Origin of the sequence: Paenibacillus silviterrae (assembly GCF_030167925.1) — a bacterium.
Classification (GTDB): Bacteria; Bacillota; Bacilli; order Paenibacillales; family NBRC-103111; genus Paenibacillus_G; species Paenibacillus_G silviterrae.
This window is the reverse complement of the sequence record NZ_JASKUT010000002.1, coordinates 1,464,169-1,477,479: the sequence shown is the minus strand read 5'-3', so window position 1 is coordinate 1,477,479 and position 13,311 is coordinate 1,464,169. Positions and strand designations below refer to the sequence as shown.

The 13,311-nt window shown below is 52.6% G+C and carries 10 protein-coding genes; all 10 read left to right on the top strand.

The annotated features are described in order from the left end of the window. The first annotated feature begins 20 nt into the window (after positions 1 to 20). The 10 genes from QMO62_RS29470 to glpK all read left to right on the top strand — a co-directional run bounded on the left by QMO62_RS29470 (position 21) and on the right by glpK (position 13,285). On the top strand, positions 21 to 989 hold the full coding sequence (locus QMO62_RS29470) for an acetylxylan esterase (protein WP_284646051.1): 969 nt from the start codon (positions 21 to 23) through the stop codon (positions 987 to 989). A 192-nt stretch (positions 990 to 1,181) separates the two neighbouring features. Next, positions 1,182 to 2,171, top strand: a complete 990-nt coding sequence (locus QMO62_RS29465) for a LacI family DNA-binding transcriptional regulator (RefSeq protein ID WP_284646050.1) — start codon at positions 1,182 to 1,184, stop codon at positions 2,169 to 2,171. Positions 2,172 to 2,225: 54 nt separating this feature from the next. Further along, the gene (locus QMO62_RS29460; RefSeq protein ID WP_284646049.1) at positions 2,226 to 4,019 is read left to right on the top strand and encodes an L-fucose isomerase; all 1,794 of its coding nucleotides are present in this window, start codon (positions 2,226 to 2,228) and stop codon (positions 4,017 to 4,019) included. Positions 4,020 to 4,031: 12 nt separating this feature from the next. Then, positions 4,032 to 5,720, top strand: coding sequence for a ribulokinase (locus tag QMO62_RS29455; protein WP_284646048.1), 1,689 nt, complete (start codon positions 4,032 to 4,034; stop codon positions 5,718 to 5,720). Positions 5,721 to 5,964: 244 nt separating this feature from the next. Next, on the top strand, positions 5,965 to 7,290 hold the full coding sequence (locus QMO62_RS29450) for an FAD-binding oxidoreductase (protein ID WP_284646047.1): 1,326 nt from the start codon (positions 5,965 to 5,967) through the stop codon (positions 7,288 to 7,290). Positions 7,291 to 7,695: 405 nt separating this feature from the next. Beyond that, the gene (locus QMO62_RS29445; RefSeq protein WP_284646046.1) at positions 7,696 to 8,559 is read left to right on the top strand and encodes a helix-turn-helix domain-containing protein; all 864 of its coding nucleotides are present in this window, start codon (positions 7,696 to 7,698) and stop codon (positions 8,557 to 8,559) included. Between the two features lie 56 nt (positions 8,560 to 8,615). Further along, a complete protein-coding gene (locus QMO62_RS29440; RefSeq protein ID WP_284646045.1) occupies positions 8,616 to 9,911 on the top strand; it encodes an ABC transporter substrate-binding protein in 1,296 nt (431 codons plus the stop codon). 82 nt (positions 9,912 to 9,993) lie between these two features. Beyond that, a complete protein-coding gene (locus tag QMO62_RS29435; RefSeq protein WP_284646044.1) occupies positions 9,994 to 10,899 on the top strand; it encodes a carbohydrate ABC transporter permease in 906 nt (301 codons plus the stop codon). A gap of 1 nt (position 10,900) precedes the next feature. Further along, positions 10,901 to 11,722, top strand: a complete 822-nt coding sequence (locus QMO62_RS29430; protein ID WP_284646043.1) for a carbohydrate ABC transporter permease — start codon at positions 10,901 to 10,903, stop codon at positions 11,720 to 11,722. Positions 11,723 to 11,797: 75 nt separating this feature from the next. Beyond that, the gene (gene glpK, locus QMO62_RS29425) at positions 11,798 to 13,285 is read left to right on the top strand and encodes a glycerol kinase GlpK (protein WP_284646042.1); all 1,488 of its coding nucleotides are present in this window, start codon (positions 11,798 to 11,800) and stop codon (positions 13,283 to 13,285) included. Positions 13,286 to 13,311: the final 26 nt, after the last annotated feature.

The window sequence follows — 13,311 nt, the reverse complement described above, 5'->3', positions numbered from 1 at the left end:
TAAGAAAGGGTTCCTACTACATGGGTTTTCTAGACCGAAAAGTGAAAGATTTATATCAGTATACTCCGGAGCTTACCACTCCGGAGGACCTCGATTCCTTCTGGAATCGCACATTGGAGCAGGCTGGTCAAGTCACTGTACCCGCCAAGCGGCAGCTCATCTCCACCCCTATGCGCGGAGTGCAGGCGTATCAGGTAACGTATCAAGGCTACGCAGATACGCCGGTCAACGGCTGCTTCCTCGTGCCGTCGCTATGGAACGAGGAGCGCTTTCCCTGCGTTATTCAGCTTCACGGCTACACCGGAAGCAGTCTGCTGCCGGAGCATTATGCTCCATGGCTGCTGGCGGGCATCGCCGTCTTTGCCATTGACATCCGCGGTCAAGCGGGAGGCACGGGAGACCTGCTGCCGCAAGAGACCGGTATGGCCAAGGGCTGGATCACCAAGGGTATTGATGATAAAGACACTTGCTACTACAAGGCAATATCCGTCGACTGCTTGCGGGCCATTGACTGGGTTGCCGAACAGCCGGAGGTGGATACCGCCCGAATCGGCGTAGCCGGGGGCAGCCAGGGCGGAGGGCTGGCCATGCTGATGAGCGCGCTTAGCGACAAGCTTGCTTTTGCCATTGCGGACATCCCGAATATGTGTCATATGGATTGGGGGATCTTTAACTCGACGGGCTCCCTTACCGAAGCAGCCGATTATGTGTCCCGTTTCCCTGACAAGTGGGAGGCTGTGACGAAGACGCTCAGCTACTTCGATAACATGAACCTGGCCCACCGGATTCGGATCCCGATCCTCGTCTCAGTCAGCTTGAAGGACACCGTATGTATGCCGGAAACCGTATTCGCGGCTTACAACCGGATTACCTCGGAGAAGCAGCTGCACATCTACCCGTTCCGGGGCCATTCCACCGGAGATAAGCACTTGCGCAAGATCCTGGAATTCACACTGACCCAGTGTGATACAGGCAAGGTAAATAGCTGATAGACAACATACCGCGGTAACGAGTAAATGGGACGCCTAACAGAGCTCTGTAATGGCGTCCCTTTCCTTTTTTCAATCGGAAAGAGCAGGCAGTTTGGAATATAAAAAATCAGGATTGTAAAGGCTGTCATGATATGCTAAATTAAATGTGTAAACGTTATACTATGGAATCCAGGATAGAGGCGTACTGCAGTGAGCTCGATTACAATTAAAGACGTGGCACGGGCCGCAGGGGTATCAACGGCGACCGTATCTCGTGTACTGAACAACAGTGGATATGTCAGCCAGGAGGTAAGGCTGCATGTCGAGGAAGTTATGAAGAGCATGAACTATCAGCCGAATGTGCTCGCAAGGAGTTTAAAGCAGGAGCGTACAAGAACCGTCGGCATTATTTTGCCGGATATGACGAACTCTTATTTTATGACGGTCGCGAGGCGCGTGCAGCAGCATCTGCTGGAGAAAGGCTATCATCTGATTTATATGGATTCTGGCGAGGATGCGGCGAAGGAGCTGGAGGCGATTCAACTGCTCCAAGGGATGCGGATTGAAGCGCTAATCATTGCCGGAACAGGGAAAAATGCAGATATTCTGCAGCATCTGGTGGGGGCAGGTACCTATGTGGTGCTGCTGGACCGCATCGTGGACGGCGTGAATACGGATCTTGTCGTTGAGGATAATGCGGCTGCCGCCGAGGAGGCAACGGATTATTTGCTTGAGAAATACGGCGCGGATATTGGACTGTTACTGGGCCCGACCGACATTAGTACGGCGAGGGAAAGGCTGGAGGGTGTGCAGAAGGCTTTACGGCGCAGGGAGCTTGATCTGGCCTCAATCTTGGTGTTCAACGGAGATTATACGAGAGCTTCCGGCATCAGGGCCAGCGACTTTATCATGAGTCAGAATAAGCCGCCCGCTGCTGTGTTCTCGGCGAACAATGAGATGACCTTCGGCTTTTACCAGGGCTTGAGGCAAAGAGGCATAGCGCTGGATTCGGTCGAAGTCGTTTCCTTCGGGGAAGTGCCCGCGGCGGACTTGTTCAACCAGCGTCTGTCCGTGATCTACCAGAGCCCTGACCGGATTGGTGAGGCTGTGGCGGAGCTGACACTGAAGCGGATAGAACAGAAAAGCCGGGAACGGGAGAAACGAATATTTACACCGCGTTTTGAGAAGCGATTCTCTTGACGCTTTTCATAAACAATGTGTAAACGTTAACACATAAAAGGAGGGCATTATAAGATGAATCATAGTGTAGCAGGAAATCGACTTGTAGGGGCAATGCCGAAGATTGGAATCCGTCCGGCCATCGACGGACGCCGGGGAGGGATCCGGGAGTCCTTGGAGGATGTCACCATGAACATGGCCAAGGCGGTTGCCGAGCTGCTCGGAAGCCAATTGCGCCACTCCAACGGATTGCCGGTGGAATGTGTGATAGCGGATACATGTATCGGCGGCGTGGCCGAAGCGGCGCAGGCGGCATCGAAGTTCGAAAAGGAGGGCGTCGGCGTATCGATAACAGTCACCCCTTCCTGGTGTTACCCTCTGGAGACGATCGATACGAACAGAGACATGCCGAAGGCAATCTGGGGCTTTAACGGGACGGAGCGCCCCGGAGCCGTGTATTTGGCGGCTGCCAATTCCGCTCATAACCAGAAGGGCTTGCCGGTATTCAGCATTTATGGCAGGGATGTGCAGGACATGGGCGACGGCACTATTCCGGCAGATGTGCGGGAAAAGCTGCTGAGCTTTGCCAAGGCAGGCATTGCCGTAGCGACAATGAGGGGGAAATCGTACCTGTCGCTTGGCTCGGTATCGATGGGCATCGCAGGCTGCATAGCGGATGAAGGCTTCTTCCAGCAGTATCTGGGCATGCGTAACGAGTATGTAGATATGACGGAGTTTGTGCGGCGTATGGAGCTTGGCATTTATGACCAGGAAGAGTATAAGCGTGCGCTGCAATGGACAAAAGAGCATTGCCGTGAAGGCAAGGATGTGAATCCCGCCCATCTGAAGCGGACGGAGGAGCAGAAGAAAGCGGATTGGGAGACGGTCGTGCGGATGACGCTGATTGCCCGTGATCTCATGGTGGGCAATCCGAAGCTGGCGAAAATGGGCTACGGCGAGGAAGCGCTTGGACGTAATGCAATTGCTGCGGGCTTCCAAGGTCAGCGCATGTGGACGGACTATTATCCTAACGGTGATTTTATGGAAGCGATTCTGACCTCCTCCTTTGACTGGAACGGCATTCGGGAAGCGTACATCCTGTCTACGGAAAATGATACCTTGAACGCTGTCACAATGCTCTTCGGGCATCTCCTGACGGATGCGGCACAAATTTTCGCGGATGTGAGAACGTATTGGAGTCCGGACGCGGTGAAGCGCGTAACGGGTCATGAGCTTACCGGCTTAGCGCGGCACGGGATGATCCATCTGATCAACTCGGGACCGGCCGCGCTTGACGGAACGGGCCGCCAAAGGAAGGATGGCAAAGCGGCGATGAAGCCGTTCTGGGAGATTACGGAGCAAGAAGTCAAGGCTTGTCTGGAAGCGACAGCATGGTGTCCGGCGGTTGATTTCTTCCGAGGCGGGGGCTTCTCGACGGATTATCAGACGGCTGGGGGCATGCCTGTAACGATGGCAAGGCTCAATCTAATCCAAGGTCTGGGTCCGGTACTGCAATTAGCTGAAGGCTATACCGTTGACATTCCTCAGGAGATACATGACGTGTTGGATGAGCGTACGAATTCGACTTGGCCGACGACCTGGTTCGTACCCGAGCTTACGGGGAAAGGCGTATTCCGGGACGTGTACTCTGTCATGAGTGCCTGGGGCTCCAATCATTGCGCAGTGAGCTACGGACATATCGGCTCCCAATTGATTACCTTGGCCTCCATGCTCCGAATCCCTGTCAGTATGCATAATGTGGCGGAGGAGCGGATCTTCCGTCCCAGCGCGTGGTCAGCTTTCGGCACAGCAGATTTAGAATCGGCGGATTTCCGAGCGTGTACCCAGTTCGGCCCTTTGTACAAGTAGGAGGCCGACTCGATGAAAAAGCGGAATTATGTCGTTGGCGTAGATTTCGGGACCGAAAGCGGCCGGGCGATTCTGGTGGATGTGCTCCATGGCGAGGAGCTCGCCGTGCACGTGACGCCTTACCCTCATGGAGTGATCGATGCCGCACTGCCCGGCTCACCGAACCGGCTGCCGCAGGATTGGGCGCTTCAGCACCCGGCTGATTACCTTGAAGTACTCCGTCGGTCCATTCCGGCCGTTCTGCAGCAGGCGGGGATTCAGCCGGAGCAGGTCATCGGCATAGGCGTTGACTTTACAGCTTGCACGGTGCTCCCTGTGAATGAGCACGGAACGCCTCTATGCTTCCTTGAGGAATTCCGGGAGGATCCGCACGCTTGGGTGAAGCTTTGGAAGCACCACGCGGCGGAACCGCAGGCGAAGCGTCTTACTGAGCTGGCGCGGACAAGAGGCGAGAGCTTCCTGTCGCGCTATGGCGGCAACATATCCTCCGAGTGGCTGCTGCCGAAGGTCCTGGAGACGGCCGAGCTGTCACCAGCGGTGTTCGAGGCGGCGGACCGTTTCGTAGAAGCAGCCGATTGGGTTGTCTGGCAGCTGTGCGGTGAGCTGACCCGTAATAGCTGCTGCGCAGGTTATAAAGGAATGTGGAATAAGACGGACGGGTACGTGTCCGGTGATTTCTTGAAGGAGCTGCATCCGAAGCTGGAGGGGTTGTACTCCTCCAAGCTGGCGGGTGCGGTGCAGCCGGCAGGCGTTCGAGCCGGCACGCTGCGGCAGGAGCAGGCAGAGCAGCTCGGATTGCTTCCCGGGACGCCGGTGGCTACGGCCATTATCGACGCCCATGCGGCGGTGCTTGGCTGCGGGGTTACCGAACCGGGCAGCATGGTGCTGGCAATGGGGACCTCGCTTTGCCATATGGTGCTGAGCGGGGAGGAGCGGTATATAGCAGGCGTAAGCGGTGTGGTCGAGGACGGAATCGTACCGGGGCTCTTCGGTTATGAGGCAGGACAGCCTGCCGTCGGGGATATGTTCGCCTGGTTCGTGAACGCTTGCGTATCCGCCGACACGAAGCGTGAAGCCGAGGAGGCGGGCTGCAGTGTGCATGAATGGCTGGAACGGCTAGCCGCCAAGCTGCAGGCGGGAGAATCGGGCCTGCTGGCCATCGATTGGTGGAACGGCGGCCGTGCCCCGATCATGAACGCCGGGCTGTCCGGCCTGATGGTCGGGTTAACGCTCGGCACAACGCAAGCGGAAATGTACCGCGCGCTGCTGGAGGCAGCGGCGTTCGGAACCCGAAGCATTGTCGACCGCTTTCGTGAAGGCGGCATCCGTATCGAAGCCTTGTATGCCTGCGGTGGTCTTCCGCAGAAGAACCGGCTGCTGATGCAGATTTTTGCAGACGTGCTCGGGATGGAGATCAAGATTGCCAAGTCCAGCCAGCCGGTAGCGCTGGGCGCAGCCATCTGCGGGGCAGCGGCTGCAGGAGCGGCTGCAGGGGGATATGCCAGCCTGCACGAGGCGATTCAGGCGATGGGCAGACTCCAGGAGCATAGCTACAAGCCGATCGAACGGACGAAGGCAGCTTACGACCGGCTGTACGGGCACTATCGCGCGCTGCAGGATGCTTACGGCACCCCGCAAGGCAAGCTCTTCGGGCTGATGGAAGATCTGAAGCAGCTGCGATCAGAAGGATTGCCGCGGTAACCTGTCCGGTGGATAGGCTAACCGGAGTTCATGCGGTGTATCTTCTTTTTAGGGGACGGTGGGGAAGGTAGTTTGATCTCAAAAGCTTTCGGTTTGTCTACTAGCACGGAGAAAACATATTTCCATAATCAGGGATGGATGCGTATGGTCTCGACATATACTTAACTCGTGTGTGTACTTTTCGAATTCGGGGACTGTAAGTAGGCTCGGTGTTGAGGGGACAGAGTAGGAAGGGGGACGTACGATGGTTTCGATTTATGGGCTGACAGGGCGCGTCATAACCGAAGAGTCCTCTGACTATGAGGCGGCGAGGCAAAGCTTTAATTCTCGCTTCTCCAAACGTCCTAAGCTCATCGTCTTTTGCCGGTTTACGGAGGATGTGGCCAATGCCGTTCGCTGGGCCAAGTACCAACGGATGCCGTTTCGGTTGCGATGCGGCGGACATAGCTATGAAGCCTTTTCAACCATAGATGAGGGGTTAGTCATCGATGTCAGCGAGATGCTGCAGCTGAAGGTAGATCTGAAGGCAGGCACGGCTAAGCTTGGGGCAGGGTATCGCTTACTTTCTCTCTACGAAGCCTTATGGAAGTATCGAGTCGCTATCCCTGGCGGGACCTGTCCAACCGTCGGCATATCCGGGCTGACGCTCGGCGGCGGCTTCGGGCTTTTGTCCAGACATTTCGGCATGACCTGTGACAGTCTTCTGGAACTGGAGATGGTGAATTCTCGCGGCATGGTGATCTATGCGAATGATAGGCAGCATCGCGAGCTGTTCTGGGCTTGCCGGGGAGCCGGCGACGGCAGCTTTGGCGCAATCACTTCGTTCACCTTCCGAATCCAACCGATCGGGGAGGTCGCTTATTATACGGTACAATGGGATTTTGCCGACCTTCCGAAGGTTGTCCGCAACTGGCAGCAATGGGCTCCCTTTACGGATACTCGTCTGACGCCGCTGCTCAATTTGTCCGCGCCTAAGCAGGGAGACATTTTGTCCACCGGACTTTATATAGGAACCCAGTCAGAGCTCCGAGATCTCCTTCGGCCTTTACTTCAACATGTCCCTCCTAAAACAACCACCGTTCGCTCGGCAACGTGGATTGAAGCGGCCCGCCACTTTGCCGGAAGAGCTGTGAGGCAGGCCACCTTCAAAAATTCCTCCGCTTATGCCTACGAGCCCTTGTCCGATGCTGCGATCGATACGATCGTCGACCAATTGACCAAAGCGCCGGGCGGCTCAACGAATATGGTATCCCTGGATGCTTATGGAGGGGCCATTGCCGGTGTTGCCCCGCAAGACACGGCTTTCGTACATCGGAAAGCACTATTCGTGCTTCAATATCAGGCTTACTGGGAGAAGGAAGCCGATGCGGCCCCAAACATCAATTGGGTAGAGCGGTTTCGGCAAGTGATGCTGCCTTATACTCGCGGTGCCTATCGTGATTATTGTGATGTTATGATTCCCGATTGGCCTATGGCATATTTTGGGGATAATCTGGCGAGGCTGCAGCGTGTAAAGCGGCTGTATGATCCGGAGAATGTGTTTACCTACGAACAAAGCATACGATTGTAAACCCGGTAAGCTGCTCATGTGCAACCCGTGTATCGGGCAAAGAGTGCAGGTTCAGGTCCCTTCGGACATCGCTGCACTTTATTTCATATATTGGAAGCGCTTACACAAAAGCGGTGTAAAATAAAAGGGTTTCATATAATGATGAGAAATTGCTATAAATTTTTTTATAGAACACCAATTAAGGAAGAGCCGTTTATAGCGCCATTGTAATGGTTTAGACCCGATAGACCCTGTGTTTCCATGTAAATTCCTAATATTTCCTTTCAAATTTTCACGACAGTTTACAACAATCCACATCAAATAGAGAGCAATATATGTTAAATGAACGCAATTTCCGTATGATATATTGTTATCTGTAAATGCTAGTAACATAATTCATCGCTTACTTCCGAAGGGAGGGCTATCTTGGTAATTCATACGCCCACTAATCTTGCTCTCCAGAAACTAGGCATTTACGTCAGGGCAGACGCGGATGATTGGCAGTATAACTGGCCTGTTCATACGCATGAAGGGCTAGAGATTTATTATTTCCAACGTGGGAATGCAAATTACATTATCGGGGAAAATATATACGATTTATCTCCAGGTGATATGCTTCTGTTTCGGGGGAGTACGATTCACAGAGTAAACCCGTCGAAGGATGTTCCCTATATCCGCAGCTATGTCAATTTTACAGAATCCTTCTTACAGGAGCAAATGCCGGAGGATATGTTCGAAAAGCTGATGTCGCTGTTCGAAGTGCCCAATGGTATGCTGATTCGTTGGTCGGCGGAGGAACGGGATGAGGTGGCGATGTATTTCCGCTCCATTCACCGGGAAAACGAACATGAATCGTTCGGCTACGAGATCATATTGAAAACGCACTTGACACAGTTGTTAATAGCAGCCTACCGGAAAGCCAAGCGTTTGCATGAATTAGTCCCTGCGGGACAGCAATCGCATACTCAGGAAAATGTACGACGCATCCTGCAATACATTAACCAGCGTTACACAGAGAATTTCTCGCTGCAGGAGCTGTCGAAAGAGCTTCATTTGAACAAGTATTACATGTGTCATTGCTTTAAAGAGGTTACGGGTTCTACGATCAACAACTATGTGATCAGCAAACGGATCGAGGAAGCGAAGAAGATGCTTCGAACGACAGATGAGCCGATCGCACTCATATCGGAAAAGCTCGGGTTTAACACCGCAGTTCACTTTAGCCGCTCCTTCAAGAAGTTTGCTGGAATTTCACCTCAGTATTACCGCAAACAAGGTGTAGGAACGTAATGCTTCGAACTCCGGTAAACATAAATGTTTCATTATAAGAAAGAGGGAGAGAAACAATGCAGAAAGTTTTGAAAACGGTGTCTATTGCTATGGTTTTAGCTTTGGTGACGTTGATGGCGGTTGCATGCGGCAACAACCAATCCGGAAAGGGAGCCTCAGCAGGGGGCGGCAAAAATGTAACCCTGGACTTTGTATGGTTCTCGGACGGCAATGAAGGCGAAATTATGAAAGGTATTATTAAAGATTACGAGGCCAAAAACACGAACGTAAAAGTGAATATGATCGAGGTTCCCTATAAGGACCTTTCTACGAAATTGAAAACGATGATCTCCGGCGGGCAGCCGCCCGCTTTAGCCCGAATCAGCACGACAGAGCTTGGCGCGTTTGCGAACCAGGCGGTAGAGCTGAGCGAGAGCAACGGCGGTATGGATAAGTACACTGCACAGTTTGTTGATTCCTTGAAGCCGTTCTATGTAGTGAATAACAAAGCGGTGGCTGCTCCGATGGACGTGACGGCTAACGGATTGATTTATAATAAGACGTTGTTCGACAAAGCCGGAGTCAAGGTTCCGACATCGCCTGATCAGGTATGGACGTGGGATGAATTCTCCGCTGCTTTGAAACAGGTCATGGAGAAAGGCGGGGCTAAATACGGCTTGGTTTGGGACTTCACTCCGCAGCGTTGGTCGACCCTCCTGTATCAATTCGGCGGCAGCATGATGAGTCCGGATGGAACGAAAGCAACGATCAATAATGATGCAGGCGTACAAGCAGCCGAATACTTCAAGAAGCTGCATACGGACGGCATAGCTCCGACATCCGTATGGTTCGGCGGGGAAAATCCGAACAACCTGTTCCGTACCGGTACGGTTGCGGCGCATTTCGCAGGAAACTGGATGATCAGCAACTATAAGGATATCACGAACTTTGAGTGGGGCGTTACGTACATGCCGAAGGCCAAGGTGCGTTCGTCGGTACCGGGCGGTAAATTCGCCATGGCATTCAAAAAGTCCGGTGTGGAAAAGGAAGCCACAGATTTCATTAACTATATCACTACCAAAGAAGTGAATGCGAAATATACCCAGGAAGCGTTGTTCCTCAGCCCGCGTAAAGATAATGCCAAGCTGGATTACGCCTTCGGTAAGGAAATGATGGAGTTGTTCTCGAATGAATTGAGCAATACCGTTCCGGCTGCAGCTGAAGATTGGTCCAAGCAGACGATTGTACCGAAATTCAGCAATGACTTGAAAACGACGATATCGGAGATTGTTGCCGGAAAAACAACGGCAAAGGCAGGTCTGGATAAGGTTGCAGGCTTGATTGATAAGGCAATCAACGATGAAAAGAAATAAATTTTAAAAAGGGCTGCTGCCGGGTGATACCGGCAGCGGTCGATGTTTTGTGACCTTTTTTCAATGGAAAGGAGTATGCTTGATGTCTGCAATAGCCCAAGCGGCAAAATCGGTAAAAAAGCGGCGTCCATATCAATCCTTGGGCTGGATCCCGTATTTATTCGTACTGCCAAACTTGCTGATCTTTACTACCTTTATTGTCATCCCTACCATTATCGGTTTCGTGTATTCGTTTCACGAATACGACGGCTTGAACCCGATGGAATTTGTAGGCTTCGATAACTACAAAGAAATATTTACGAACGCAGATTTCTGGAGTGCCTTAGGGAAAACCGGTTTGTATGCGATTATTGCAGTGCCGCTCATCTATTGCTTGGCCCTGGCTGTAGCCATGATGCTGATTCAGCCGCTCCGGTTCAAAGGAGTGTTCCGTTCCGTGTTTTATTGGCCTACGATGATTTCCTATATCATAGTCGGTTTGACGTGGAAATGGATATTCGGCGATTTCGGGGTACTGAATTATTTTCTGACTTTGTTCGGAGTCGATCCCGTTCATTTCTTGTCGGATTCGTTTTATGCGAACGTATCTGTCGTTATCGCAACGGTTTGGTCGCGTCTCGGATTTTATATGGTTATCTTCATAGCAGGCCTGCAAGCTATTCCGACAGACTTCTACGAAGCGGCAAGACTGGACGGCGCCTCCAAGCCCCGGGTATTCTGGAGCATTACACTTCCATTGCTTAAGCCTACTACTGTACTTGTCATCATGCTCTCCATGATCGAGGCGTTCAAGGCGTATCCTTTAATGTTTGCGTTGACGGGCGGCGGACCGGGTAAGGAAACGACCTTTATCGTTCAGTACATTTATGAAACCGGCTTTGCCAAGCAGGAGCTGGGTATGGCCAGCGCCATGTCTGTGGTATTGTTCCTTCTTATTGTGGTGTTTACGGCGCTGCAGAACCGATTGTCTAAAGGAGGCTCGAATTAACGTGGAATTGAAATCTTCCGCTAAAGCTGCCTTATATATTGCTCTTTTTGTTATGGCGGCATTATGGCTGTTTCCCGTCCTATGGATTGTCATCTCTTCCTTTAAGACGAACAATGATTTGTACAGCTTTCCGCCGAAATTTTGGCCTTCGCCGTTTACGATGGAGCATTTTACGGCTGCCTTTGAGAAAGGGAATTTCGGCCGTTATTTCATGAACAGTACGATCGTGACGATCAGCTCGACGATTTTGCTGCTGCTGATCAACTCGATGGCGGGGTTCGCGCTCGCAAAATACAAATTTAAAGGTGATACCATCCTGCTTGTCGGCTTCATCTCTACCTTGATGATCCCGCTTGAGGTCATTATGATCCCGATCTTCAAGGTGCTTAGCTTCCTGGGGATGTTCAACACGCTGCTTGCGCTTATTATCCCGCCGGCGGCTACACCGACAGGGGTTTTCCTGATCAGGCAGTATTTGCTTAGTGTACCGGATGAGCTGCTGGAGGCGGCACGGATGGACGGAGCAACCGAGTGGCGCATTTATTCGCAAATCATCCTGCCGCTCTGTAAGCCCATATTGGCCGTGCTCGCGATTTTCTCCTTCATGTGGCGGTGGGACGATTTCTTATGGCCGCTCATCGGTATCAGCGATCCGTCCTTATATACGATTCAGTTAGCCTTGTCCAACTTTATTGGGGAATTTAATGTGGATTGGGGCAGTCTGCTGGCCATGTCCGTCATTACCATGATTCCGGTGCTTGTCGTTTTCATCATATTCCAACGCCAGTTCGTAAGCGGTATGGTGACATCGGGAATGAAATAACGTAAACGTACACTCCCTTCCATACAGTGACTGAGGTCTCTGCCTGTGAAGGGATTTTTTAAGGGGATTTGGACCATGGAACGCTTTATATTGTCACTAGATCAAGGAACGACCAGCAGCAGAGCGATATTGTTCAATCGCGATAGCGAGATCCTGTATACTTCGCAACAGGAGTTTACACAGATCTACCCGCATCCCGGTTGGGTTGAGCACGATGCCGAGGAAATTTGGGAATCGATGTTCTCCGTTATCTCCTCGTGCTTATCGGGGGCCGGTGTGAAGCCGGGTCAAATTGCCGCTATCGGGATCGCCAACCAGCGTGAAACGACGGTTGTGTGGGACAAAATAACCGGCAAGCCGGTATATAACGCGATTGTATGGCAGTCCAGGCAAACTGTTCCGCTCTGTGAGCAGCTGATTACGGAGGGCTGGCAGGATGTAGTCCAAGAGAAAACCGGTCTCTTGATCGATGCTTATTTCTCCGGGACCAAAGCCGCCTGGATTCTCGATGAGGTTCCGGGAGCCAGAGCTCGCGCGGAGCGGGGAGAATTGCTCTTCGGCACCATCGATACATGGCTGATCTGGAAGCTGACCGGAGGAAAGGCTCACGTGACCGATTATTCCAACGCCTCCCGCACCATGATGTTCGATATTAGGAGACTGCAATGGGATCGGCAGCTGCTGGAGCTGTTGAACATTCCGGACTCGATGCTTCCTGAGGTAAGGCCTTCCTCCAGCCTGTACGGGGTGACGGACATGAGCTTGTTCGGTGAGGAAATTCCGATTGCTGGGGCAGCCGGAGACCAGCAGGCAGCTTTATTCGGACAGACGTGCTTCGAGGAAGGCGCCGTCAAAAACACCTATGGCACCGGCTGCTTTATGCTGATGAATACAGGCAGCAAGGCGGTATCCTCCAAGCACGGGCTGCTGACGACCATTGCTTGGGGCATTGGCGGTCGGGTGGATTACGCGCTGGAGGGCAGCATTTTTGTAGCGGGGTCGGCGATTCAATGGCTGCGTGACGGACTCAGGATGATAGAAAGCGCAGAGGAAAGCGAGCCATTAGCCGCGAGCGTGGAATCAACCGAAGGCGTGTACGTCGTGCCTGCGCTTGTCGGGCTCGGTACCCCTTACTGGGATAGCGATGTCAGGGGAGCCGTCTTCGGGCTTACGCGCGGGACGACCAAAGAGCATTTTATTCGGGCAACACTAGAGGCGCTCGCTTATCAGACGAAGGACGTGCTCTCTGTGATGGAGGAAGACTCAGGCATTTCATTGCACTCCTTACGTGTAGATGGCGGAGCGGTTAAGAATAACTTCCTGATGCAGTTCCAAAGCGATCTCCTGAATGTGTCTGTCGACCGCCCTGTGGTGGGCGAAACTACTGCGCTTGGAGCGGCCTACTTGGCCGGACTTGCCATAGGTTATTGGAAGGACCCGTCGGAAATTGCGAATCAATGGAAAATAAATAGAACCTTCGTGCCGGAAATGGACGATGCAAGGCGCCGTGACCTGTATGAAGGATGGAAAAAAGCCGTTTATGCAGCAAGGGCTTTTAAATAACGGATAGGAAAGCTGGAGGGAAAACC

Excerpts from the sequence above, each read along its gene's own strand:
- QMO62_RS29470 (WP_284646051.1), top strand. The coding sequence starts at position 21 with ATGGGTTTTCTAGACCGAAAAGTGAAAGATTTATATCAGTATACTCCG.
- QMO62_RS29460 (WP_284646049.1), top strand. The coding sequence starts at position 2,226 with ATGAATCATAGTGTAGCAGGAAATCGACTTGTAGGGGCAATGCCGAAG.
- QMO62_RS29455 (WP_284646048.1), top strand. The coding sequence starts at position 4,032 with ATGAAAAAGCGGAATTATGTCGTTGGCGTAGATTTCGGGACCGAAAGC.
- QMO62_RS29450 (WP_284646047.1), top strand. The coding sequence starts at position 5,965 with ATGGTTTCGATTTATGGGCTGACAGGGCGCGTCATAACCGAAGAGTCC.
- QMO62_RS29440 (WP_284646045.1), top strand. The coding sequence starts at position 8,616 with ATGCAGAAAGTTTTGAAAACGGTGTCTATTGCTATGGTTTTAGCTTTG.
- QMO62_RS29435 (WP_284646044.1), top strand. The coding sequence starts at position 9,994 with ATGTCTGCAATAGCCCAAGCGGCAAAATCGGTAAAAAAGCGGCGTCCA.
- glpK (WP_284646042.1), top strand. The coding sequence starts at position 11,798 with ATGGAACGCTTTATATTGTCACTAGATCAAGGAACGACCAGCAGCAGA.